The sequence below is a fragment of the Bacteriovorax sp. HI3 genome (assembly GCF_059738875.1).
Genome location: NZ_AP026946.1, coordinates 2114003 through 2136906, shown reverse-complemented (window position 1 = coordinate 2136906; position 22904 = coordinate 2114003). Strand labels below are relative to the sequence as shown.

The window sequence follows — 22904 nt, the reverse complement described above, 5'->3', positions numbered from 1 at the left end:
AACTAAAATTCGATATCAATTCCTTCAGGCCCGATCTCGCAGGTGACTTCGGTTGATTCTTCGTTTTTAGCTTCATGGACGATATTCTTTAAGTCTTCCACGGTGATTTCCGGGTCCAGGTCAAAGTCCAATGAAATGGCATTAACCAGGTTGTGAAGAACTTCGTAATCGCGCAGTGATTTGAATTGGTCGATTTTGATAGTCAGGGTGTAAGTGTGGTCTTTAGCATCTTGGACAACGTCGATTTTCACAAGCTTCTCCTCATAGCGTTTGTGGGCCTTGCCTATTCTTTGATTTCCTTAATCGTCATAGAAGGTATTATAGCAACGACTTTGATTTTTTGATCAACTTTTTGAGCTTTTTCTAACTTTGCTTTAATTTCCTTAAATTGCGGGTGTTCTTTGGTTATCTTATAAATGGCCGCATGACGGTGAAACTTGACCACTAAATCATGACCTTCCTCAGAAACGGATTTCACCTGGTCAGTAAAAGAGTCGGTAAGTTCAGTCTTATTCATAGTTTCCGCCGAAAGGTGAGTTGAAAAGAGCATTGAGGCGACAACGACAAGCAGTGATTTCATTTATTGTCCTTTTTCCTTGTTATCCATGTATTCAAACATATGTCCTAAGCGCGAGAAGCCTTTGATTGCGGCCTTCATGTCTTCGACTTGTTCTTCGTTATATTGATCTAGGTCATCATGACGGGCATCAGGATCGTAGTTAAACCTTTTTGTGAAGTACTCACTTTGAAATGAGGATTTTGAATCTTTTAATAAAAGGGCTTTCCATTCTTCAAAAGGAACCGGGTGATCAAAAAGTCCCGGGTCAAAAACAGTCGGGACAAGTTTCCCATCTTTTTTCACCAGCACTAAACTGGCCACGTGATAAGTCCAGCCAATTTCACCCATTGAAGTTTGGACGTAGAGTTCACCTTCAACAAAAGCTTTGCCCGAAACCACACCCATCTCATCCATCACCATGGCCATGCGGTGAGCTCTGGCATAACAGCCATCGGCCGGGTAGTTAAAAGAGTTGTCCTCATCATTTTTTAACGTATTAAAAATCTCGCTTGCTCTTTTTGGAGAGAGCACAGTGAGTTCGATATTTTTTCTATTGTGAGGGGAGTAGAGAGTGGAGGTTTCACTTTGATTTTCCAGTGAACCACTACAGTTTAAATCAGCAGGAGGCAAACCAGCTTTTTTTAAAACGCTCGGGAGTGACTTGATCTGACGAGCAAGAGTTCCAGCAGAGGCCGCTTGAAACGTGGTGCTTAAAATCAGGGTCAATAAAAGAAGGACCTTTATCATTCAACTATTCTAAACCAGATAGGGAATCTTTAAATATCTAAGTATTTCTTTCCGCAATTTTTTTACTTATTCCGGAGTGTATTTGGCCGGTATTTGGGTTTACAGGCAATGGGGCTTTTGAAATAATCATTCCATGAGTTTAAAACAAGATAAAGCAGACTACATCCTCGAGAGATTAGAACAATTATACCCAGAGACCCCGATTCCTTTGGACCACAAGGATTCTTATACTCTTTTAATTGCGGTTTTACTTTCGGCCCAGTGTACGGATGAGAGGGTCAATAAAATTACTCCGCTTTTGTTTAAGCGTGCAGACACTCCAGAAAAAATGGTGAAGCTCTCAGTTAAAGAAATTGAAGACATCATCAGGCCTTGTGGGCTTTCTCCAAGAAAATCAAAAGCGATTCATGAGCTTTCTCAAATTCTTTTAGACAAACATAACGGTGAAGTTCCGGCGAGCTTCGAAGACCTAGAGGCCCTGCCTGGCGTCGGGCATAAGACGGCATCGGTGGTGATGGCCCAAAGTTTTGGTGTCCCGGCCTTCCCGGTCGACACTCATATTCACCGCCTGGCCCAGCGCTGGGGACTGACGTCGGGAAAAAATGTCGAGCAGACAGAAGCGGACTTAAAAAAAGTTTTTCCTAAAGAAAAATGGAACAAGCTTCACTTGCAGATTATTTTTTACGGAAGAGAGCATTGCACGGCCCGCGGTTGTGATGGGCTCACGTGTGAGCTTTGTTCGTCACTGAATTTCCTTAAAACAAAACCAGTGAAAACAAAAAAATAATTTAGGCGTGGATTCCAGATCTCAGAGCTGAGAGAAGTCCAATGAACTGGTCGAACATCTCGCGTTTTCTAAATGAATAATCACCCATTAATGCTGGTTTTAAGTCTTCGGGTTTATCTGTTGGTTTTTTGTTATAGATTAAAATGCGTAGGTTGTTGTCGTCTAAAAGCAAAAACGTCATATCGAGATTAAAGGTCATTAAACGCATTTCTCTTCTGCCACTCTTTGGGTTGATGCCGGCAAAAAAAGTGGTCTGAAAAAGAAACTCAGGATTAGTTAAGCTCTCCATCACAGCTTTTGTCAGCACTTCAAAACTCACGCGCATCCACTCCAATGCCTTTTCTTCGGCCTCAAGTTGCCTTGGAGAAAATTCACTTTTATTCATGCTTTCAGAAAAAAATTTAATTTCTTTTTCGATGAAGGCATCGAGAAGATTATTAAAAAGCACTCGCGTGTTTTTAATTTCATCGTCGTTTAACATTTCGCCGTTGTAGATTTTTTTGCTGCCAGAAAAAACGTTGTGGACGATTCCTTTTTCCAATTCGGCCAGCTGAAGGGCACAGTTAGGCGACTTTGGGTTTTCCTGGGATAAAACCAATTCTTTAGTCAACATGCTTCCACCAATGGTTCTCTGGTTTACTGCCAGGGCCAGCCAGGTGTAGTTTTTTAAGTTTTCGTGGGAGTTCTCTTTTAAATAGAAGGACTCAAGCGCCTTATAGGAGTTTTTCTTAAAAAGGTTCGATAGCATGCAGGGTTTTCCACTTAACAATAATAAAATCTTTGTTTAAGATAGTCCGAGTGAAGGAGATTGTGGACAAAAAAATGAATGCACCTAAGCATAAGATCGGCGTTTTTGACTCTGGCATCGGTGGATTTAGTGTCCTCTTCGAACTCCTTAAAGCTTTCCCAGAAGCAGAGTATTTTTACTACAGCGATGATGCTCATGCTCCCTATGGTCCTAAGACCGATGAATACATTACCGAAAGAACATTTGTGATTACTGACGAGCTGATTTCCAGAGGCGCGGAGATGATTGTTGTGGCGTGCAATACCGCAACAGCAGCTAGTATCGATGCCTTGCGAACAACTTATCCGCAGATGCCTTTTGTTGGTGTAGAGCCTTACCTGAACGCTTACTACAAAGAAACTGGCCCATCAAAGATGGCAGTGCTGACAACGGTTTCAACCGGAAAATCTGAGCGTTTTAAGCGGTTAAAAGAGCGTCTTGACCCAAAAGGTTTTATTGACCATTATTCTCTACAAAACCTGGCACGCATGGTGGAAGAGCTTTATAAGCATCCCGAGTATGAGGGAGAGTTCGATAAGCTTTTAGTGAGTGAGTTAGAACCCCTTCAAGGCAAGCACTACACGCATGCCATTTTAGGGTGCACTCATTACCCGTTGGTGAGAAACAAAATTGAAGATATTTTAAAACTCAAAGCACTTTCACCTTGCCCTTATGTGGCCCAAAGAGTGAGAGAGCTTTCAGTGAAGCCGGGAGAAATTCCTGGTGATATTAGTGAGACTTTTGAATTTTATTCGAGCAGTAAACCCGAGTGGGTGAAAAAAAATCGCTCTGATTTTTATTACCCCTTCAAAAAATAAGGATTTTTTTATGTCAAAGATTAAGTCTATTAAGGCCCGCCAGATTCTGGATTCACGTGGAAACCCAACGGTAGAAGTTGATGTAGTGACGGAAGCCGGCAACCTTGCACGCGCAGCTGTACCATCAGGAGCTTCAACTGGTTCAAAGGAGGCCCTTGAACTTCGCGACGGCGACAAGTCTTACTACATGGGAAAATCTGTTTTAAAAGCAGTTAAAAACGTCAATGAAATCATCGCTCCAAAAATTGTGGGGATGGATTCAACGGAACTAAAAAAGATCGATTCAATCATGCTGGAAATGGATGGGACAGAAAACAAATCTAAGCTTGGAGCAAACGCTCTTTTAGGTGTGTCGATGGCCGTTTGCCGTGCAGGTGCAATGGATTTAAATATGAGCCTGTTTAAATACATGTTTGAAAAGTGTAAAGCGCCAAACTCGCACAAAAAATATGTGATGCCTTCTCCACTAATGAACATCATCAACGGTGGATCGCACGCTTCAAACAACCTGGACATCCAGGAGTTTATGATCGTTCCTCACATGAAAAAATCTTTCGGCGACAACCTTCGCGCAGGTGTAGAAGTGTTTCACTCGCTTAAGAAAGTTCTTTCTGAAGGAAATCACTCAACTAACGTAGGTGACGAGGGAGGATTTGCTCCGGATCTTCAATCACACGAGGAAGCTATTGAACTTATTTTAAAGGCGATCACAAATGCCGGGTATAAACCGGGTGTTGATATTTCTATCTCTTTGGATGCAGCGGCAAGCGAGTTCTACAAGGATGGAAAATACAATATGCAGGGGAAAGTTTTTTCTACTTCTGACATGGTTAAATACTATTCAGATTTAGCAGCTAAGTATCCGATATATTCCATTGAGGATGGTCTCGATGAAGGGGATCACCAGGGATGGATCGAGCTGACTAAAGCTCTTGGTTCAAAAGTCACTCTTGTTGGAGACGATTTATTCGTAACGAACAAAAAGATTTTTGAAGCGGGGATTAAAGCAGGTGAAGCAAATGCCATTCTGGTGAAGGTAAACCAGATCGGAACAATGAGCGAAACTTTCGAAGCAATGGATCTTGGGTTCAACAACAACTACAAGGCCATCGTTTCACACCGCTCAGGGGAAACCGGCGACTCTTTCATTGCTGATCTTGCTGTGGCCACAGGTTGTGCGCACATCAAGACAGGCTCAGCGAGCAGATCTGACCGTATGGAAAAATACAATCAGCTTCTTCGCATTGAAGAAGAGCTTGGGGCAGACGCACTTTACATCCCGGTAAAATAGTCATTGTCACAGGGTCTTCTCAAAAAGCGCAAAGCTTAAAGAGAGGATCCTGTGTTTACTTTAAAAAAGAAATCTCCACCAACTGCTCAGAATAACCCCCTTCCTCTTGAAGGAGATTTAAAAGAGCGCCTTTTTTTCCACGATGTCATCAATCACACTCACGGGCTGCTTCTTTATCTAGGACAAAAAGAAATTGAGAAAGAAGATGTTCCTGCCGCTGATCTCAAGATGTTGGTAGGAGAGATTAAAACTCTTCAGAGCCTTATCCGTGATCACTATAACTTCAGACACAAGAATCTGGCCGTGACGTTAGACTGGGTGCCTTTTAGCGTGGCCAAACTCTCTTTTGCTCAGCTTTCTGCGACCTATATGGGGGACATGAACGTCAGTTCAAGTTTTAAGATGGAAGGGCCATCAGTTGAGAGCGCACAGATTTATTACCCATGCTTTTATCGCATTATGAACAACCTGGTTAAAAACATCGCCGAAGCACGCGTGGAATCGGTGGAGTTTGAGTTCTTTTTAAAAGAGACCGGGCTATTTATTAAAACCAAGAATTACATGAAAAAAACTGATGAAGGAAATTTACCAGAGTATTTATCACAGGTAATCCTGGCCGAAAACGTGACTCCAATTCAAGGGTTGGGGTTAGAGTCTATTCATCATCTCGCTGAAGAAAACGGCGGGAGTTTTTCTTTTGAGATCTTCGAGAACACGTGGGTGAATCGTCTCTTCCTTCCAACGAAGGCAGTAAAATCCGAGAAAAACGCTGCTTAAGGCTTGTCACCAGTCTAAATTATTCTTAATCTATTAAGTATAGAATCAATCCAAGAAGGAGTGAGCATGGAATACTTTATCGGATTAACGTTTGATCCAGGCTCTATCCACTATAAAAAGATCGAAAGCTTCAGGAAGCGCTTTGATCCCAAATTCGAAAAAGCTGAAGTCCTTCAGCTGACGATCCTTCCGCCTTTTTCAGTCGACTTTCAAAGAAAAGAAGATGAGACAAAATTTGTTGAAGAGCTCACGGAGCTGCTTGAAGGGCACCTTTATGGACTGGATGCTCTTTCGCAAATGGAGTTTAATGGCATCACTTTTTCTATGGGGAAAAAAGGAGTGCTCTCCCTGACTCCGATCATCTCGCCAGACATCTTACACTGTCAGGAATCGCTCTATTTTTTTCTAAAAGAATATGGAGTAAAATTTAATAAAAGTAAAAATGCCGGCAATCCGCTTTTACCTATCGGTCGATTTGAATTCACCGACAGTATGGAAGCAGCGATTGAAACGGCCAAGATCGAATTTTCTTCTCCCTTTGTGATGGTGGCCGAAAGCTTTGTGCTTTTTCTTAAAACTCCCAGAGAGTGGAAAAACAAGAATAACCTTTTTGATTTCGATAACCGGAATCATTTTTTTTTCGTGAACCAATTGTATGCGTAAATTACTTTGTCTGATCTCCCTGATGTCTCTGCCTCTTGCTGATGCTTTTGCCCTGGCCGCTCACCGCGGGGGAGCAGAGCTTTTAAACCCTAAGGCCTATTCTATTATGACCAGTGCAATGGTCTGGCAGACTTCTGCATCCATTGATGAAGAGGGAGTTGAAACAACTCTTGCTGACGGATCAGAGTACCGTCTGATCGATGTGGATTTTGGCGTGTCTTATGGGATTAGTAAAAATCTTGAGGCCACTCTTTTTGGGCGCTTTAGAAGTGTTACGTCGACATTAAATGATGTCACTGCAACTAATTCTGGCCCTGAGTCTGTAGCGATTGAAGGAAAATATGCTTTTGATCCTATTGGCAATCTTCGCTACGCCATTGCTGCCCACTACCGCCAGACACTTTATTCAAATGCTACTTATGATGGAACGGCCCAGCTTCCAACAGAAGAAGTTATCTTAGGAGATGCCGGAAGTGAGTACGGTGTAGACCTCCTGGCCACTTACTCATCACCTTCATGGAAATGGGATATGAAAGTGGGTTACAACAACCCGGCCAACGACAACTCAGAAGAAGTTGTCTACAAGCTTGAAGGGATGTACCGCTTTACGAAGCTTGGTCTTCTGGCCGGTGTAGAGGGGATTTATTCACTTAAAAAAGATCAGTTCACTGAGACACCGCTTTTAAAACCAGTTCAGTCCACAGGGGCCTCAAAACTTTTCTACAGCATTAACCGCGAAAAGCTCGCGCCTTATGTCGGGGCCAACTATGCTTTTGATAAAATCCTTTTTGGGATCAAAGGGCAGACCGTGGTTTCGGGGCGCTCGACAGATAAAGGAAGCTCGCTTTTGGCAAGCCTTACGTGGAACTCTGAAGGGGTGACACCAGAGTCGGTGAAGGTGGAGTCGTTTAAAGAGTATATTGTCGATGGTTCCGTCTTAAAGGTTTCAGCCAGAGGGAATTTCATTCGTATCGACCAGGGTCTATCGACCGATGTTGAAAAAGGGATGAAGTTTGATATCTACCAGACAGATTATTTTGGCGGTAACGTCCTGGTAGGAAGTGGCATCGCTTATGAAGTCGGGGCAGATTGGTCAATTATTAAGCTAGTGAAAAAGTACAAAGAGATTGAAATTAAACCGGGTTTCGCCGCTCGCGGGTACTAGGAAAGAATTTAACTGTTTGATAATAATCAGCATGGTGATAAAATTAAACTATTATTATTAAAACTTGAGGAAACGGCATGAAAAGCTTTCGTTTAATGTTTATCGCTCTATCCCTGGCGCTTTCGGCAAATGTTTTTGCTAAGACATTTTCTAGCCAGTTCTCAGAGTTCGAACTTCCCAATGGTTGGGACTGTGCTCTGGAAGGATCTGAGTGGGTTTGTCAGAGTGAAAATAAAGACCGTAAGAAAGAGGCCATCATCATTTTGGCCGCTAAATATAGAGGAGAGCAAGACTCTCTTGATGAATACCAAGCTTACTTAAAAGCGCCGAAGTCATTTACACTTCCAGGTGGAAAGACGCAAATTTCAGAAGCAAAATCAGTAACAGTAAGAGAGATCAACGGACAGAAATGGGTTGACTCACTTCACTTAGCTTCTGAAGTTCCAGGTTTCTATACAAGATACCTAGCGACGGTAAAAGACTCTCTAGGGATCGCTGTAACGTTCTCAGTTGCTAAAGATCACTACGATGCTTACCAGGATATTTTTGAAAAGATTATTGCCACTCTAAAAGTATTCGATCAAAAATCAAATGCTCAAGGAGCAACGAGAGCTAAGCAACAAGAAGGTGACTTAATTGGAGAAGGAACATACATTCCAGACCAAGGGACACAAGCTGACATCTCAATGCAGAAAAAAGGTAAAGATGGCTCTGGTGGTGATGAGACGACAACGATCATCGGAATCATTGCAGTGGCAGCGATTGCATTCTTCCTAATTAAGATGAAAAAGAAAAAAGGTAAAAAGTAGACATAAAAAAAGGGACCTTCGGGTCCCTTTTTTGTTTTTAGATGATATTTAATTTTTTGAGATTTTCTCTGGAGAGTGGAAGAGTTTTATCATGGGTCTCTTCATAGCTCTTAACTTTCTTCCAGTCGGTCTCTTCGGCCGAGCCTAAAAGAACTCCCTTTTTTTGCCAGGATTGATCCTGAAGATAAGGCGAACCAGTAGCATTGGTAATCTCTACTTCTTCCTCTGCCTTTAATTCATTGGCGATTTTAAGTTCGTTTGCGATCTCTTTGAGTTCGGCATTCTCACTGCCTGAGGCGCGGGCCTGGGCACGGTAAAAACCTCTTAATAAATCGAGCTTGCGAACTCCATCTGTCATACCTGAGCGTATCGGTCGGAAAACGAAAAAGCTTTAATCGTAAAGGTTTTTTAGTTAAGATAGCGAAGGTATGGATTACAAGTCATTCAACGGGCCACATTTAATGCAACAGTTCCAAGGGGATGAGGAAGTCCTCCTGGAGATGATTTCTATTTTCCAGGACACCTACCCAGACCTGCTGGGCCCAATCCGCGACTCAATCCAGGAGCGCGATGCAGATAAGCTTCGTTTAAACGCCCATACTTTTAAGGGAGTGTTTAGCAACTTCTTTGCTGAGGATGGAGCGATGCTGGCGTATGAGTTAGAACTGCGCGGGCAAAAAGCGCAGTTTGATGATTCTCACATACTGCTTAATCGCCTGGAAGATCAGCTGATGCTGTTTCTTTATGAAATTGTCGTGTTGAAAAAATCTCTAGATAAAATTTCTTAAAATTGTTTTGATGTCGCTCAAGTGCGTTTTGTGTGGATTGTGGCCGGCACTTTCAATTTCATATAAATGAAAATCGGCCAGTTGATTTTTGACCTCATTAAAGTGCGCCTTGTATTTACCATCCAGGCTCCCGATAATTCCCACAACTTTTAAGAGCGAGAGTTTTGCCATGACTTCCTGATAGAAATAAGGCGAGCTTCCCGGAGAGTTAAACTCCATTGAGGCCTGCCATTCTTTGGGAGAATGCGCGAGTTTTTTTTCCAAATCGATTGGGTAGTGGGAAGTCTGGTTATAACCGGTAAAAATCGGATTTTTATACCAGCTTTCAAAGAATACTTTCAGGTCACTCTCATCTTTGACATCTTTAAAAAGCATGCGGTCAGATTCAAGCCTCATCCTTTTTTCTTCGGCCGTCTTAAACCCAAAGTGTGAAGACTCCAAAATCAATTGCTCCGGCCTTAAATAATCAAGGGCCAATTCAAGAGCAACCCTTCCTCCCATAGAGTAGCCATAAAGCGTGTAAGGGAGTCCCTGAGCTTTAAAGAGAATCAACTCGCTTAGGTAGTAGAAGACATCTTCGCGCTTTTTAAAGGCCCCTGCACGGCTTTTACCGTGGCCTGGGAAATCAATAAAGAGATAAGCGCACTGATGGTGAGAATCCATTAAAGGAATCATATCGGTGTGATCTTCCATAAAACCATGGAAGAACACGACAAGCCTTTTAGCATCGGGGTGAGGAATGTAGAGATAGTGTAGAAGATTTTTAAAAAACTCTTCGCGGGCAAAGTTCGCCACTTCAAAACGCTTTGGCTTCATTCCTTCTTTTACCAGGTCTTTTCCTGCCGGATAAAAGTAGCGAGGGATGAGATAAGGGTGAAGTTCTTTTTTTAAATGGGCCTTAATATCATCAATTGTTTTATCGGGGTCCGTACTCTTAAAAACCAGGGCCAGGGCCTTGGTCCATTCGTGGTGATTAACCCCGACAGAGACGGCCTCTGCGATCCATGGGAGTTCTTTAACTTTCATTTCCACTTCAATGGGATTGATGAGTTCGCCACCGCTTTTAAAAAGAATATCCCCACGGTGAGAGAAAGAAAATGTGCCATCGCTATTTTGAGTACCAATATCTTTGGTATGGAAAAAACCTTCATCATCCACAGGTGCGCCCGGAGAAAGAGTCGGCCCTTTAATTAAAAAGTATCCGTTTTCATCGAGTTTAACCGTCTGACCTTTTAAGGGAGTTCCATTGAGCATGACCAGTGAAGAAGTCTCACTCATGCCATAGGTTTCAAAAACAGGAAGATTTTCTTTTTTCGCTTCTAATTTTAGCTCTTCACTTAAAGGAGCTCCACCAATGAGAATTCCGCGGCACTTTTTTAAGTTTGAAAGTTCCTGGGGCTCAGTCAGAGCGCGCTTAAACTGCAGCGGCACTAAGGAAATAAATTGAAAGTCATTTTCTCGCACATTGGTTAAAGAGCCCATGCTAAAAAAAGCTCTCCATAATATCATCATCCCGCCAATGTGGTGATGAGGGAGATTCATAAAAGTCGTGTCGAATTTATTCATCTTAAAAAAATCAATCACGCTCGAAGCAGATGAGTAGACATTTTTTAAAGAAAGAAAAATTGCTTTTGAAGGCCCGCTTGAACCAGAACTCAAAATACTAAAGGCCATGGCCGATTCAGGGATTTCCAAGTCGGGAAAGGAAGTGTCTTTTTTTCCTGATCCGATAACTCCGGTGATGACCCTTTTAAATCCCAGGACCTTTTGATAATCCAAAAGAGCATTGTCCGGTTCTTTAGAAGAGAGCACCACTACATCTTTTTTGGCAAAGATAGAAGCGAGTAAATGGGCAAAGAAAAAATAAGGGGAGTCGATTTTTAAAGCGTAATAATGGTCTTCATCTTTAAGAGAGTCGGCCAGTGACAATGAAAGTTCAATAAGATCGCGGTAATTTGAGGTGTAGTCTTCTTCTTTAAAAAAAGGAAGGTCCCCAAGACGATCGTCTTCCAAAAACTGGGCGCAGTAGGCTCTTAAATTTAAATGTTCCATGATTAAGCACAGAGAGGAAGCAGGCTTAATTGAATGGGATCAGCTTCTTCTCCTGTTAGAAATCTTACTCCAACACCAAGAAGACGTACAGGGCTACTTTTTTTTGCAAGGCTCACATTGAGCAAGCGGTAATAACTTTCGATATTGGCCAGCTTGTCGAAATGATTTTCTTCAAACTCAAAGGGCATGAGTGTTTCTTCTGAAGTCGACTGCTTAAAGTCTGAATACTTCACTTTGACAAAAATCTTTTTTATTTTCTTATGGGGCTCATCTTCAAGGTGGCGCTCGACACGCCCTTTCATTTCAGAAAGAAGCTCTTCTAAATAAAGCTTCATTTCTTCCGGGTTCGTCATGTCTTTTAAAAAAGTGTTTTCCACACTCAGAGATTTTCTCTCCCAGTCTGTGCAGACTTCACGCTCATCAATACCTTGAGCGTAGTAAAAAAGATCCAGGCTAAACTTGCCAAAACTTAAGGCCAATACTTCTGGAGGGAATTGCCTTAGGTCTTGGCAAGTTTTAATGCCTAGACTTTCTAAAAGCTGGTGTCCTTTTTTACCGACACCAGGAATAAGTTTGACTGGTAGCTCTTTAATAAAGCTTTGCACTTCGTGGGGTTTGATGACAAAAAAACCATTGGGTTTTTTCCAGTCGCTGGCGATTTTTGCCAGAAACTTATTAGGTGCAATCCCCACAGAGGCCGTAAGCCCTGTCGCTTTTAAAATATCATCTTTAATCATGCGGCCTATATCAGTCGCGCTCACATGATCGCTGACGTCGATATAGGCTTCATCTAAAGAAACAGTTTCTACCTTGTGAGAGTATTTCAGAAAAATATTCTGAATGATCTCTGAGGCCTTTTTATACTTTCTAAAATTAGGTGGAAGGATCACCAAATTTGGGCAAAGCCTGACGGCATAATCCGTCGGCATTGCCGATTTCACTCCAAACTTGCGGGCAATGTAGTTGCTTGTGCAAAGGACACTGCGAGTTCCCGGTGCCCCGCCAATGGCCAGAGGAACATTCTTTAATTCTGGACGATCACGCATCTCAACTTGCGCATAAAAACAATCCATATCGACATGTATTATTTTTCGAACCATAAGACGTAACTATCCATTCACGCAAAATTGCGCGTTCAATTTATTTATTTTTCGCTAAAGATTAGTAAGAGCGAAGAAGCCCTACTAAGTTTCCTACAATTTTAAAATCGGCCACATTCTCGTCGACGACGATAGGTGAGTAGTTTTTATTTGCAGGAAGGAGTTCAATTGCTTTTTTCTGCTGGCTGAAGGTTTTTACCGTTGCTTCACCGTCGATAACCGCGACAACGATCTGACCGTTGCGCGCTTCTTTGGTTGAACGGCAAACAATAACGTCTCCTTCAAGAATTCCCGCTTCAATCATCGAGTCCCCTTTAACCGTCAGGGCGAAGTATTTGAAGCCACCTTTAATAAAGGTGCGAGGAACAGAGATCATGTTGGTGGCGTTTTCAATGGCCTCAATCGGGTTACCGGCCGCAACCATACCCAGCAGTGGGATGAGGTCTGAGTCGGATTCGACTTCGTCATTTTTGATTTCCAGGCTTCTGCGCTGGTTCCATTCTCTTTCAATCAGTCCTTCTTTATTTAAGTACTGGAGGTACTTTTGAACTGATCCAAAAGATTTCAGACCGAAGTGATCTTTGATCTCTTTTTGAGTTGGGGAGTGGCCATATTCTTTGTTGTAGGCCACAATAAAGTCATAGAATTCTTTTTGTTTTTTTGTAATCGCCATAAAATAAGCATAAGCGTAACTTTTGCGTAAGTCAACAGCTCGGCAAATTTTTTTCTAACTTATTATTTTTGCTCCACCCCAGAACTTTCATCGCGACTTAGAACCTCGGCCAGTTGGGCCTGGGCCTGATGGTAGACAGAGAGGAATTGTTTTTCATCGTTGCGCACTTTATGTTGTTCAGTGATCATCGCTAAATCGTGGGCCGCAAATTTTTTAATGAGCGCTTGCACTTTTTCTTCTTGTTGACCCATTTCAATTAAAAGATCACTGGCAAAATTTAAACTTGAATCAAATGTCTCGCGCTTAATTCTGTGCACTCCCATATCCATCATATCGAAGGAGTGACCGCGGTTTCTTGAGCGGGCAAAGATTTTAACGTGCGGGTATTTTTCTCTGATCGTCTTGGCCGCTTTAATTGAATCTTCAACGTCATCGATGGCCAGAACAAAGTATTTTGCCTTGGCGATTCCTGCGGCCTCGAGAATATCGAGTCTCGAAGCATCTCCATAATAGACTTTGTGGCTAAAGCGTCTCACCAGTTCAATTTGGTTGGGGTCGCGGTCAATGGCCGTAAAAGGAATTTTCTGCGTGCGCAAAACGCGCGCAAAGATTTGTCCGAAGCGACCGAAGCCGGCGATGATAACTTCAGGGGACTCATCCTGAATGGTGTCGTAGTTAGGCGTATTGCTATTTTTACAAGCGATGGCCTCGTACTTATCGTTTAGTAAAATTAAAAGCGGGCTCATCGCCATTGAGATAGTGATCACCACAGTTAAAAGAGAAAGAATGTCTGGATCGGCCAAGTTGTAAGTCAGGGCGATACCAAAAATAACGAAAGCAAATTCTCCCCCTTGTCCGATAGCAAGCGACATGAGTTTTGAATTCATCTTGTCCATCTTAAATGACCTGGCGATGAAGAAGAGAAGAAGGTGTTTAAAGATCAGGTAGGCAATTGAGAGACCAATAACCAGTAGTGGTTTTGAAATCACCAGGTCCAGGTTAACGCTCATCCCGACACCGATAAAGAAAAGACCCATTAAAAGATTTTTAAACGGCCCTAGATCTGCTTCAAGCTCGTGGCGGTATTCAGAGTCGGCAAGAAGAACGCCGGCAATAAAAGTCCCCAGAGCTGCAGAGAGACCAATTGAGAGCATCAAAGCGGCAACACCTAAAACAATGACGAGGGTAACTGCAGTAAAGAGCTCTCTGATTCTTGTCGCGCTGATGACGCGAAAAATCGGCCTGATCATAAAACGGCTGGCAAAAACTAAGAAGGTGATGATCAGAACGAACTTGAGGAAAGTCCCCATATTAAGCGAACTCGACCCGGTGTCAGCGAGAGTTGGGATGATGGCAAGAGCTGGGATTGCCAGCAAGTCTTGCATGAGTAAAACAGCAAATGAAGACTGACCGAACTCAGTTCCAAGCTGGCTTCTTTCACTTAGTGTCTGAAGCGCAAAGGCCGTTGAAGAAAGAGAAAGGGCAAAACCAATCACTACAGTTGAGACAGTGCTAAGGCCAAGCTGTAATCCAATGCCCATGAAAACCAATGTACAGACTAAAACCTGAAGACCACCAAGTCCCACAAGTTTTGTTCGCATCTGCCAAAGTTTTTTTGGCTGGATTTCTAAACCAATGATGAAAAGAAGAAGGATCACTCCCAATTCAGAAAAGTGTTTGATGTTCTCTGTTTCATGGGCGTGGTCAAATCCAAAAGGACCCACCAGGATTCCGGCGATAAGATAGCCGAGAATAGACCCCAAACCCAAGCGGGTGAAAATGGGGACGAGAATAACTGCTGAACCGATTAAAACGAGGGCCTGATTGATAAATGAATTCATGCCCTCTATTAAACTCTGTGCGATTTATTTTTACTAGCTTTTTATTCCTTTAAGGCGCGCTCAAAATGAGGCGAGTAGCGGGCAAGCATTTGCATATAACCTGTGACATCGCTTTTTTGTGGTGCAGGCAGTTCCTTAAAGGGAATTATGTGCTCTTCTGGTACGTATCTAAAGGTGAAGTTAATTCTTCTCGTCTCGAAGTTTTCCACATTCAGTTTGAAGACCGTCTTAAGTTTATTTTCTACGCGCTGAACGCGGTGGAAAGCTTTGTCTTTATAAAGTTCCCCGCCAAAGATTTGCAATGAAGAATCTTCTAACCATTGCTCATAGATCACATTGTTTTTGAGATCTTTTTTTCCGAGAACAAATTGGAAGAAGGCCCTCTCTCCAAAAGAGATAGAGGCCACGGGCCCAAGTTCAAAGTCTTTATGATCGCCTACGCGAGCAGTGTCGATTTTTTTCCCGGTCTCATCAATAGACGTCCCATAGAAATTGATCAAACAGGTGTTGAGTTTCCATCCGCGAGGGACTTCGTGCTTTTTAAAATGCATCTTAGTAATACCTTCAATGGTCTCGATGATTTTTTTTAAGACCTTCGGGTAATCTTCGGCCTTAATGCATCTATTATGGATGCCCTTTGGCGGGTGATAGTAATTAAGACAGGCAAACTGCCAGTTTCCGAGCCAGTACACCGGACGCAGAAGCTGTCTTTGGGTGTCGCCTTCGGGCGGAGGGTTGTTTTCAGAGTAGCGCATCTCCCAGATAGGGTGAAGGGTACCCAGCCATTCCAAGATGGCCTCTTTTTCGTCTTTCTTAATAAAGGTCGGATGGTAGAAAAGCCCATCCTTTCGTACGATAATTTTCTTGCTCATAATTAAAGAAGTTTTAGTTTTGCTTAACCCTGAATGTAAATTCAATGCCCTTTTATATGTAATTTTTACTGACTTTAGAAGACTTAATTGTTCTTTGACAATTTGGTTGCTAAACCGTGCTAACGAAAATTGTATACCGTGGGGGAATTACAACATGAAGACTTCTAAATTAACTAAGACCGCTCTCGCTGTAGTTGTTGTTGCTCAACTTCTATCAGTAGAAGCATTTGCTGGAACAGTTAAGGTAACGAACCTTACAACCAACAAAATGGCGATCCAGGATCCGTACTTCCAGTTAAGCAAGCCAAGCATTACTGAAGTCACAGAAGAAGAGGCGTTGGAATTCATTAACGATTCAACTCTTGGCCTAACTGTAAAGAACGTCACAGTTCCAAACATTCCACCAAGACCACCTGAAGAAAAGGGTATCGTTAACAATGGAACAAACAAAGGGCTTGCAGCTGTAACTGCTGATGGGACAACACCAACTCCTAAGTCTGGAGTTCTTGACGGTGTCATCATGGTTATCGACAAGCTAATCGCGATCGGACAAAAAATCATTCCTACAATTGAAAAAGGAAAAGCGGTTGTTACTAACAACCCAATGGCCGCAGTATCAGTTCTTCCAAGACTAGACTCTAAAGACACTGCAGTTCACGACATGGGTGGATGGTCAATTCCAGTTACTAAGCACTACAAAATCTCTTACACAAACGGATTTAACTCTGAAGTTGTGGCCTTCGTTTACAGCATCACGTTCCAACACGGTGGACAGTTCGAAGGAAAAGGTAAATACCTAACAGGTATCAGGGCCTCTGCTAGAAATATTTCTGTAGCATGGGGATTTGACCTAGATGCAAGCTCTCAGCTAATCGCCATCTCAAACGTAGGGACTCCTGCAAACGTAGTAGCTGGTGCTACAGTTGAAATGTCTTACACAGTAAAGAACTGGACTAAGACGCTTACAACGAACACATCGTTCTTCGTTGCTGGTGACGGAAGATTGTACAGACTTGATTAATTAACCCACAATTTATCTAACTCTTAAAAAGGGCCTGCATTTTTGCGGGCCTTTTTTTTTGACCTTGTTTCTTTTTTTCGTTGTCATGGGATTAAGTTTGAAGTATCAAACAAATGTTGAAATAGACATCCATGTATACAAACAAAGGAATCATATCATGTTTAAAAGCCTTATCTGCCTGGTTTTACTAGGTTCTTTTTCGGCCGTGTCGGCCCAAAGTCTGGAAGAAGCTCAAACTAAGAGTATTTCAGGATACTCAAAACTCGTTTACAAAACTTATTCAGACTCACTCAAGAGCGCGCTCACTTTAAAAGAAGACATCGCTAACTTTGTCAAAAATCCAAGTGTCATGACAATGGAAGTGGCAAAGAACTCTTGGAAGCTTGCGCGCGCACCATACGGACAAAGTGAAGTTTTCCGTTTTTACAATGGTCCAATCGACCGCGATGGAGGACCTGAAGGTCTACTAAACGCATGGCCTCTTGATGAAGCTTATATAGACTATGTTGTTGGAGCTCCAAATGCAGGGATCATTAACAACCTTGCAGAGTTTCCAGTGATCAACAAAGAGCTTCTTGAGTCTCTTAACGAACTTGATGGAGAAAAAAATATCTCGACTGGCTACCACGCAATTGAATTCCTTCTATGGGGACAAGACCTGTATGTTGATGGCCCGGGAAGAAGATCGTACGAAGACTATGTTAAAGGAAAAGGACTGAACGCTGAAAGAAGAGCGGCCTACCTTTTAATTGCTGCTGATCTTCTTGTTGATCACCTTCAAGGTCTAGTTGATGAGTGGGCACCAAATAAAACAAACTTCAGAGCTGAGTTTGAATCACAAAAACAAACAAGCACACTTAAAGACATCCTTTCTGGAATCATCTACATGACAGGAGATGAGCTTTCTGGAGAAAGAATGTACGTGGCGTACGAAACAATGGGACAAGAAGATGAACACTCGTGTTTTTCTGATATGACCCACATGGATATCCAGTGGAACTTTTGGGGAGTAGAAAACGTTTTAAGAGAAACAAAAATGCTTGAACTCGCTCCACTAAAAAACACTGAACTTGCTAAGAGAGTTAAAGCTCGCGTGGCAAAGGTTCACAAAATGCTTGCTGAGCTTCCGGCCCCATTTGATCAGGCGATTCTTTCAGAAACATCTAGACCACTTATCCTGGCGTCCATTGAAGAAATGGAAGTCCTTGCTAAGGATCTAGTAGAAGTATCAGAGGCCCTAAACGCAAAAGTAGATTTTTAATATGCACATACTGCTTTATCTTCTTCTTTCATTTTCTGTTTTTGCTAACGAAGAGTTCCCGGCCGGCGCCGGGAGCACTTCGGATTTATCAGTGGGGGCCTTTAGTCATCCGCTAAGTGGCGCCCGCGGGCAAGAGCGCAGAGACTTTGTTTTAGGCAATAGTTTCTTCCAGTCAGTCTGGGTAACATCACCTTCTTCAACTCCTATTAGAGACGGCCTTGGTCCAACTTACAACGCGACTTCATGCACGGCCTGTCACTTTAAAGATGGACGTGGAAGAGGTCTTCCTGATCAGGATGGCAAAGTTGATATTTCTCTCTTGTTTAGATTGAGAGTGAAAAATGCAGACGGCTCGGTGAGTGAACCAGACAATTACGGCGGGCAATTTAACCCGCAAGGAATTGCTGGAGTCCCAGGTGAAGGAGAGGCTTTTGTAAGTTTTGAAACAGTCACAGGAAAATTTAATGATGGAGAGGTTTATGAATTAAAAAAACCTCGCTACTCATTTTTGAATCTTGCGTTTGGAGCTTTTCCTAAAAACACAATTTTTTCACCAAGAGTTGGCCCACAGATGAGTGGTCTTGGATTAATTGAAAACATTAAAGAAGAAGATATTTTAAAGCAGGCAGACCCGGATGATTTAAATGGCGATGGCATTTCGGGAAGACCTAATATGGTTTACTCAATTGTTGAGCGAAAGATGATGCTTGGGCGCTTTGGTTGGAAGGCCGGAAAGCCAAGTCTTCTGGAGCAAAATGCAGCCGCTTTTCACGGCGATATCGGAATTACGAGTTATCTATTTCCAGAAGAAAGTTGTCCTCTGGTGCAGATTGACTGCGCTAAAAATAGAACACCAAATGACATTTCTCCTGAGCTTTTAGGGAAGGTGACCATCTACACTCAGCTTTTATCTGTACCAGTTAAAAGAGATGTCGGTTCAAAATCAGTAGAAAATGGCAAAGCTGTTTTTATGAAGATGAACTGCCAAAGCTGCCACACTCCAAGTTATGTGACGGGAGTAAACTCAGAGTTTGAGATTCTAAATAACCAGAGCATTTATCCGTATTCAGATTTTCTTCTTCATGATATGGGCGACGAGCTCGCCGATGATATTGGCAATTATAAAAATGAAGAAGACGCTGGTACCCGCGAATGGAGAACTCCACCTCTATGGGGATTGGGTCTCGTTCAAGTAGTCAATGGGCACACTCGCTTAATGCACGATGGGAGAGCTAGGAATTTTAATGAAGCTATCCTATGGCATGGGGGAGAGGCCCAAAAATCAAAAGAGAAATACTTAAGTTTAACGAAAAAAGAGCGCGATGATGTCGTGGCTTTCTTAAAAAGTTTATAGGGGATTTTATGAAATTATTTTTAGCGCTCATGCTACTTTCAACAACAGCGATGGCCGAAGTATTTAAACTTCCTGCAGGGATCACTTTCCGTGCTAAAGGAGTAGGTTATGACTGTGGTGAATTTTTTACTGAGTACAAACCAGCTCCAAAAAAATACGCTGATCAAAAAATCACTTTCCTTCAACTGGCCGCAGATAAAGACCTGAACACTTTTTTAGTTGAAGGGACTTTCCCTGGAACAGATGGTGGACTTTGTACATTTGGCCTTTTCTTAAATCGCTCGCGCGATACGAAGTCGATGGAAATTGACCACACTGAAGTTGTTTCAACGGGAAATGTAGAAGCTTGTTTTGAAACTAAAAACTGGATTGACGACAATATGAGTTCAATGAAGTACTACGCTTCAAAAAGAGGAATTCGCTTTATTGCTTTTGAAGTAATGAATGAAGAAAACGATGTTTGCCCAAACAATACGGTGAGAGCGGTTTTTGATAGAAGATAATTAAAGCCCGAAGCGCTTAAAAAACTTCATAATCATCGCACTTGCATCCGGACCTTTCGGCTCATTGTACGGAAGGTCTGGAACTCCGCCGCTCCAGCCATGAGAGAGATTATTGATCATGTAGCGCTCGATAAAAATATCTTTATCTGAGTTAGTCGTCGTATAAAGTGTGTAGCCATAAGTTTTTGTATCGGGAACACTTACGACATTTTTTTCCAGGAAGTAAGAGTTGTCTCTGATTCCGTTATCAAGAAAGTCATTAAAGATTTTAAATTCAGTTTCTACCTGAAAAGCATGAATGGGGCTCATGAGAGGCGAGTTCATCCCGTGGAAAATAATAATCGGCATGACTTTTGGTCTTTCACTGACAAAAAGTGAGCAGTTATTTCCGTAGAAGCCCGCAATTGATGCCGGGACATTTGCTCCACTTAAAACGACTTCCGCAAAATCCATTCCCATATAAGACGAATAGAATTGAGAGCCATCGTGAGAAGCAAGGGCCTTGAATCTTTCCGGGTAACAGTTTCCTAAAATATTCACCATCGAAGCCCCAGCACTCATGCCGGCAGCAAAAACTCTTTCTTTATCAGCGTCGAATTTTTCAATCACTTTATCGAGCATCTCGACAATGACTTTCGCTTCACCACTGCGACCGTTGTTGGCCGGCATGATCCAGTTCCAGCATTTAAAAGAGTTGTAAGCGATATTTTGCTCTGGAAAAAGAGCGATGAACTTTTCTTTGTCGGCCCATTTTTCAATGCGCGATCCTTTGGCAAAATCAGCGGCATTCTGCTGGCAGCCGTGAAGCATGACAACAATTGCGGGTTTTACTCTCGAAGAAAGTGTATCAGGGACATAAATTTTATAATTTCTTGCGCCGTAGATTCCTTGATATTTATCAGTGGTCCATGTGCCTGCAAGAGCAAATGAAATTGAACAAATGTTTAATACTACGAGGAGATAAAGTCTTTTTAGTGTCATAGGGGGCCTTTATAAAGCAATTGTGAAACAATTTGTAGCCTAATGCGTAGATGTTAGACAAAGTAAGTTTAAAAAAAGTTCTAAATATCGGCTTTTTCATGGCCCGCATGATCTTGACAGTTTCGTTGTGGCGCGCGAATTTTCACGTGCAAATTATTTTTCCTTTTGTTTTTCATTAGAGGACCCCTATATGAAATTATCAAAAATCACTCGAGATTTTGGCGATATTGCTTTTTATACAGAAGGCTCAGGTCCATTCCTGCTTGGTCTCTCTGGTTTCACATGCAGTCACTACAACTTTATTGATTTAGCTCCAGAACTTAAAAAGAACTACACAGTTGTTTTAATCGATAATCGTGCGACAGGAAAATCTTCTCGCACATCACAAGATTATTTAATGAAAGACCTGGCCGAAGACGCTCTTGCGGTGATGGATTCATTAGGCGCAAAAACTTTTGGACTGATGGGAATTTCAATGGGGGGATTTATCGCTCAGGAAGTTGTCCGTTTAGCTCCCGAGAGAGTAAGTGCTCTTTCACTAATGTGTACAACATCAGGGCCTCCAACGTTTGATCACCCGAAAAAATTAACAGAAGCAGACCTTCGTGCTTCTGGTGCATGGCCCGCTCGCGACTACGCAGAGTTCATGACAAGATTTACCACTCATCCAAACCTAGAAAAAAATGATCCGGAAAGATTTCAGCGAATCATCAACCTTCGCTTAGAACACCCAATGGACCTGGAAGAAAAAATCCGCCAGAATAAAGCGGCGGTGACGTTTTTAGAAACGCCAAATCACCTGGCCGATATCAAGTGCCCAGTGTACGCGATTGCCGGAGAGACAGACCGCTTTGTGAGTCCAGAGTCTCCAAAATTATTTAAGAGCGTGATCCCGCAAACGGTTGTTGAACTTGTGCCGGAGACAGATCACTACTTCTTCTTAGAAAAACCAGTTTTAGTTGCTGAAAAATTACATAACTTCTTTCAAGGGAAAGTTTAAATGACTTATATCAATCTTAAAAAAGCTGCCGTTTGGCTTCCAGAGGGCTTTGAAGATGCCGCTCATATTGCTCGTGAATCAGGTGTTCCTGAGCATGTTGTGTCTCAGAAAATGGGGATCGTCAGAAAGTGTCGTGCAGATAAAGACACTCACCCAGGGGACATGGCCGTTAATGCTGCTAGAAAAGTTTTAAAGGATATCGATCCTCTTTCAATCGACATGGTTATTTGGACAGGGTCTGAATATAAAGACTATATCGTTTGGACTGCCGGGATTTATGTTCAAAGAGAGCTGGGTTTAAAAAATGCCCGCGCTTTTGATATCTCTGCTCGTTGTTCAAATAAAATTTTAGGTCTTCACCTTGCAAAATCACTTATGCAAACAGACCCAAAACTAAAACGCGTTCTTCTTTGTGGCGGACACAAGACAGGTGATTTAGTTAACTATAAAGATGCCAACACAAGATTCTTATACAACCTTGCTGATGGTGGATCTGCTATCCTTCTGGAAAAAAGCGATGTCGCTTCAAACCCTTTATTAGACTCTTCAATTATCACAGACGGGGATTTCACGACAGACGTTATCGTTCCAGGTGGCGGGACAAAACACCCGTGGAGAGATGGATTAGATGTAAGCATGAGCTATCTTCAAGTTCCAGATGTTGATGGAATGAGAGAGAGACTTGAAAAAAGATCGATCACAAATTTCCTTCAAGTTATCCGTGAAGCAAGCCAAAACGAACTTAAAAAACCAATCGATTATCTAGCGATTCTTCACATGAAGAAATCTGCTCACGATGCGATTTTAGAACCAATGGAATTAAAGCAAGAGCAATCAATTTACCTAGATCACTACGGGCACTTCGGAGCTCCTGATCAGGTGCTTTCTCTAGGGTTAGCAGAAAAACGCGGGAAACTTAAAAAAGGTGACCACGTCGTTCTTGCGAGTGCGGGAATTGGTTACATGTGGTCGGCAATGTCACTTCGTTGGGACACAAATACTTTTGATACAAATGAACTACAAGATTTAGGATAAGAAAAATAATTAGGAGAAAT

General features: G+C 42.3%; 25 protein-coding genes. 14 read left to right on the top strand and 11 right to left on the bottom strand.

Going from position 1 to position 22904, the window contains the following annotated elements; translation table 11 throughout:
- Window positions 1-2 precede the first annotated feature (2 nt).
- From AC6JA8_RS10575 to AC6JA8_RS10565, 3 genes are read right to left on the bottom strand one after another with little or no spacing between them, the layout of a single operon-like run.
- Entirely contained in the window at window positions 3-251 is a 249-nt protein-coding gene (locus AC6JA8_RS10575) for a hypothetical protein (RefSeq protein ID WP_102243793.1), read from the bottom strand.
- Between the two features lie 32 nt (window positions 252-283).
- Window positions 284-580, bottom strand: a complete 297-nt coding sequence (locus tag AC6JA8_RS10570; protein WP_102243792.1) for a hypothetical protein — start codon at window positions 578-580, stop codon at window positions 284-286.
- On the bottom strand, window positions 581-1306 hold the full coding sequence (locus tag AC6JA8_RS10565; RefSeq protein WP_497973762.1) for a protein-glutamine glutaminase family protein: 726 nt from the start codon (window positions 1304-1306) through the stop codon (window positions 581-583). It lies immediately after the preceding gene.
- 133 nt (window positions 1307-1439) lie between these two features.
- On the opposite strand from AC6JA8_RS10565, the gene nth reads away from it, so the two are divergent.
- Window positions 1440-2093: an endonuclease III gene (nth, locus tag AC6JA8_RS10560; protein ID WP_497973761.1), complete on the top strand. Its 654-nt coding sequence runs from the start codon at window positions 1440-1442 to the stop codon at window positions 2091-2093.
- Window position 2094: 1 nt separating this feature from the next.
- On the opposite strand, the gene AC6JA8_RS10555 is transcribed toward nth, so the two are convergent.
- Window positions 2095-2841, bottom strand: a complete 747-nt coding sequence (locus AC6JA8_RS10555) for a hypothetical protein (protein WP_497973760.1) — start codon at window positions 2839-2841, stop codon at window positions 2095-2097.
- Between the two features lie 74 nt (window positions 2842-2915).
- Here AC6JA8_RS10555 and murI point away from each other — a divergent pair, with 74 nt between their 5' ends.
- The 6 genes from murI to AC6JA8_RS10525 all read left to right on the top strand — a co-directional run bounded on the left by murI (window position 2916) and on the right by AC6JA8_RS10525 (window position 8403).
- Window positions 2916-3698, top strand: coding sequence for a glutamate racemase (murI, locus tag AC6JA8_RS10550; protein ID WP_497973759.1), 783 nt, complete (start codon window positions 2916-2918; stop codon window positions 3696-3698).
- Window positions 3699-3708: 10 nt separating this feature from the next.
- Entirely contained in the window at window positions 3709-4989 is a 1281-nt protein-coding gene (gene eno / locus AC6JA8_RS10545) for a phosphopyruvate hydratase (protein ID WP_497973758.1), read from the top strand.
- 51 nt (window positions 4990-5040) lie between these two features.
- Window positions 5041-5766, top strand: coding sequence for an ATP-binding protein (locus AC6JA8_RS10540; protein ID WP_497973757.1), 726 nt, complete (start codon window positions 5041-5043; stop codon window positions 5764-5766).
- Between the two features lie 66 nt (window positions 5767-5832).
- Complete coding sequence (locus AC6JA8_RS10535) at window positions 5833-6429, top strand: basic helix-loop-helix domain-containing protein (protein WP_142409398.1); 597 nt, start codon at window positions 5833-5835, stop codon at window positions 6427-6429.
- Entirely contained in the window at window positions 6422-7594 is a 1173-nt protein-coding gene (locus tag AC6JA8_RS10530; protein WP_497973756.1) for a hypothetical protein, read from the top strand. Before AC6JA8_RS10535 ends, AC6JA8_RS10530 begins: the two co-directional genes overlap by 8 nt.
- A 77-nt stretch (window positions 7595-7671) precedes the next feature.
- Window positions 7672-8403, top strand: coding sequence for a hypothetical protein (locus AC6JA8_RS10525; RefSeq protein WP_497973755.1), 732 nt, complete (start codon window positions 7672-7674; stop codon window positions 8401-8403).
- A 37-nt stretch (window positions 8404-8440) separates the two neighbouring features.
- Here AC6JA8_RS10525 and AC6JA8_RS10520 read toward each other — a convergent pair whose 3' ends face one another.
- Window positions 8441-8761 (bottom strand): hypothetical protein, encoded by a 321-nt coding sequence (locus AC6JA8_RS10520; protein WP_497973754.1) that lies wholly within the window; start codon window positions 8759-8761, stop codon window positions 8441-8443.
- Window positions 8762-8831: 70 nt separating this feature from the next.
- On the opposite strand from AC6JA8_RS10520, the gene AC6JA8_RS10515 reads away from it, so the two are divergent.
- Window positions 8832-9191 carry an Hpt domain-containing protein gene (locus AC6JA8_RS10515; protein ID WP_497973753.1) on the top strand — a complete coding sequence of 120 codons (360 nt, stop codon included), beginning with the start codon at window positions 8832-8834 and terminating at the stop codon, window positions 9189-9191.
- Here the strand turns inward: AC6JA8_RS10515 and AC6JA8_RS10510 are convergent.
- From AC6JA8_RS10510 to AC6JA8_RS10490, 5 genes are all read right to left on the bottom strand, one after another.
- Window positions 9174-11243 (bottom strand): alpha/beta fold hydrolase, encoded by a 2070-nt coding sequence (locus AC6JA8_RS10510; RefSeq protein WP_497973752.1) that lies wholly within the window; start codon window positions 11241-11243, stop codon window positions 9174-9176. The two genes, AC6JA8_RS10515 and AC6JA8_RS10510, sit on opposite strands and share 18 nt — an antisense overlap.
- Before the next feature lie 2 nt (window positions 11244-11245).
- Window positions 11246-12343, bottom strand: coding sequence for a DNA polymerase IV (gene dinB / locus AC6JA8_RS10505; RefSeq protein WP_497973751.1), 1098 nt, complete (start codon window positions 12341-12343; stop codon window positions 11246-11248).
- A 61-nt stretch (window positions 12344-12404) separates the two neighbouring features.
- Window positions 12405-13016 carry a transcriptional repressor LexA gene (lexA, locus tag AC6JA8_RS10500; RefSeq protein WP_497973750.1) on the bottom strand — a complete coding sequence of 204 codons (612 nt, stop codon included), beginning with the start codon at window positions 13014-13016 and terminating at the stop codon, window positions 12405-12407.
- Window positions 13017-13078: 62 nt separating this feature from the next.
- Window positions 13079-14857, bottom strand: a complete 1779-nt coding sequence (locus AC6JA8_RS10495; RefSeq protein ID WP_497973749.1) for a monovalent cation:proton antiporter-2 (CPA2) family protein — start codon at window positions 14855-14857, stop codon at window positions 13079-13081.
- 41 nt (window positions 14858-14898) lie between these two features.
- Window positions 14899-15729 (bottom strand): alpha-ketoglutarate-dependent dioxygenase AlkB, encoded by an 831-nt coding sequence (locus AC6JA8_RS10490; protein ID WP_497973748.1) that lies wholly within the window; start codon window positions 15727-15729, stop codon window positions 14899-14901.
- 154 nt (window positions 15730-15883) lie between these two features.
- Here AC6JA8_RS10490 and AC6JA8_RS10485 point away from each other — a divergent pair, with 154 nt between their 5' ends.
- The 4 genes from AC6JA8_RS10485 to AC6JA8_RS10470 all read left to right on the top strand — a co-directional run bounded on the left by AC6JA8_RS10485 (window position 15884) and on the right by AC6JA8_RS10470 (window position 19868).
- Window positions 15884-16750, top strand: a complete 867-nt coding sequence (locus AC6JA8_RS10485; RefSeq protein WP_497973747.1) for a hypothetical protein — start codon at window positions 15884-15886, stop codon at window positions 16748-16750.
- Window positions 16751-16907: 157 nt separating this feature from the next.
- Window positions 16908-18011, top strand: a complete 1104-nt coding sequence (locus tag AC6JA8_RS10480) for an imelysin family protein (protein ID WP_497973746.1) — start codon at window positions 16908-16910, stop codon at window positions 18009-18011.
- A gap of 1 nt (window position 18012) precedes the next feature.
- Entirely contained in the window at window positions 18013-19365 is a 1353-nt protein-coding gene (locus tag AC6JA8_RS10475) for a di-heme oxidoreductase family protein (protein ID WP_497973745.1), read from the top strand.
- A gap of 8 nt (window positions 19366-19373) precedes the next feature.
- A complete protein-coding gene (locus tag AC6JA8_RS10470) occupies window positions 19374-19868 on the top strand; it encodes a hypothetical protein (RefSeq protein WP_497973744.1) in 495 nt (164 codons plus the stop codon).
- On the opposite strand, the gene AC6JA8_RS10465 is transcribed toward AC6JA8_RS10470, so the two are convergent.
- Window positions 19869-20849, bottom strand: a complete 981-nt coding sequence (locus AC6JA8_RS10465) for an extracellular catalytic domain type 1 short-chain-length polyhydroxyalkanoate depolymerase (RefSeq protein WP_497973743.1) — start codon at window positions 20847-20849, stop codon at window positions 19869-19871. It lies immediately after the preceding gene.
- Window positions 20850-21039: 190 nt separating this feature from the next.
- On the opposite strand from AC6JA8_RS10465, the gene AC6JA8_RS10460 reads away from it, so the two are divergent.
- Complete coding sequence (locus AC6JA8_RS10460; protein WP_497973742.1) at window positions 21040-21849, top strand: alpha/beta fold hydrolase; 810 nt, start codon at window positions 21040-21042, stop codon at window positions 21847-21849.
- The gene (locus AC6JA8_RS10455; protein WP_497973741.1) at window positions 21850-22884 is read left to right on the top strand and encodes a 3-oxoacyl-ACP synthase; all 1035 of its coding nucleotides are present in this window, start codon (window positions 21850-21852) and stop codon (window positions 22882-22884) included.
- The last annotated feature ends 20 nt before the right edge of the window (window positions 22885-22904 follow it).

Bases quoted from the DNA above. Each gene is read 5' to 3' on its own strand.
- lexA (WP_497973750.1), bottom strand. From the start codon at position 13,016: ATGGCGATTACAAAAAAACAAAAAGAATTCTATGACTTTATTGTGGCC.
- AC6JA8_RS10510 (WP_497973752.1), bottom strand. From the start codon at position 11,243: ATGGAACATTTAAATTTAAGAGCCTACTGCGCCCAGTTTTTGGAAGAC.
- AC6JA8_RS10570 (WP_102243792.1), bottom strand. From the start codon at position 580: ATGAAATCACTGCTTGTCGTTGTCGCCTCAATGCTCTTTTCAACTCAC.
- AC6JA8_RS10495 (WP_497973749.1), bottom strand. From the start codon at position 14,857: ATGAATTCATTTATCAATCAGGCCCTCGTTTTAATCGGTTCAGCAGTT.
- AC6JA8_RS10470 (WP_497973744.1), top strand. From the start codon at position 19,374: ATGAAATTATTTTTAGCGCTCATGCTACTTTCAACAACAGCGATGGCC.
- AC6JA8_RS10480 (WP_497973746.1), top strand. From the start codon at position 16,908: ATGTTTAAAAGCCTTATCTGCCTGGTTTTACTAGGTTCTTTTTCGGCC.
- AC6JA8_RS10485 (WP_497973747.1), top strand. From the start codon at position 15,884: ATGAAGACTTCTAAATTAACTAAGACCGCTCTCGCTGTAGTTGTTGTT.
- AC6JA8_RS10460 (WP_497973742.1), top strand. From the start codon at position 21,040: ATGAAATTATCAAAAATCACTCGAGATTTTGGCGATATTGCTTTTTAT.
- nth (WP_497973761.1), top strand. From the start codon at position 1,440: ATGAGTTTAAAACAAGATAAAGCAGACTACATCCTCGAGAGATTAGAA.
- AC6JA8_RS10535 (WP_142409398.1), top strand. From the start codon at position 5,833: ATGGAATACTTTATCGGATTAACGTTTGATCCAGGCTCTATCCACTAT.
- AC6JA8_RS10565 (WP_497973762.1), bottom strand. From the start codon at position 1,306: ATGATAAAGGTCCTTCTTTTATTGACCCTGATTTTAAGCACCACGTTT.
- AC6JA8_RS10455 (WP_497973741.1), top strand. From the start codon at position 21,850: ATGACTTATATCAATCTTAAAAAAGCTGCCGTTTGGCTTCCAGAGGGC.
- AC6JA8_RS10530 (WP_497973756.1), top strand. From the start codon at position 6,422: ATGCGTAAATTACTTTGTCTGATCTCCCTGATGTCTCTGCCTCTTGCT.
- AC6JA8_RS10475 (WP_497973745.1), top strand. From the start codon at position 18,013: ATGCACATACTGCTTTATCTTCTTCTTTCATTTTCTGTTTTTGCTAAC.
- AC6JA8_RS10555 (WP_497973760.1), bottom strand. From the start codon at position 2,841: ATGCTATCGAACCTTTTTAAGAAAAACTCCTATAAGGCGCTTGAGTCC.
- AC6JA8_RS10465 (WP_497973743.1), bottom strand. From the start codon at position 20,849: ATGACACTAAAAAGACTTTATCTCCTCGTAGTATTAAACATTTGTTCA.
- AC6JA8_RS10490 (WP_497973748.1), bottom strand. From the start codon at position 15,729: ATGAGCAAGAAAATTATCGTACGAAAGGATGGGCTTTTCTACCATCCG.
- murI (WP_497973759.1), top strand. From the start codon at position 2,916: ATGAATGCACCTAAGCATAAGATCGGCGTTTTTGACTCTGGCATCGGT.
- eno (WP_497973758.1), top strand. From the start codon at position 3,709: ATGTCAAAGATTAAGTCTATTAAGGCCCGCCAGATTCTGGATTCACGT.
- AC6JA8_RS10525 (WP_497973755.1), top strand. From the start codon at position 7,672: ATGAAAAGCTTTCGTTTAATGTTTATCGCTCTATCCCTGGCGCTTTCG.
- dinB (WP_497973751.1), bottom strand. From the start codon at position 12,343: ATGGTTCGAAAAATAATACATGTCGATATGGATTGTTTTTATGCGCAA.
- AC6JA8_RS10515 (WP_497973753.1), top strand. From the start codon at position 8,832: ATGGATTACAAGTCATTCAACGGGCCACATTTAATGCAACAGTTCCAA.
- AC6JA8_RS10520 (WP_497973754.1), bottom strand. From the start codon at position 8,761: ATGACAGATGGAGTTCGCAAGCTCGATTTATTAAGAGGTTTTTACCGT.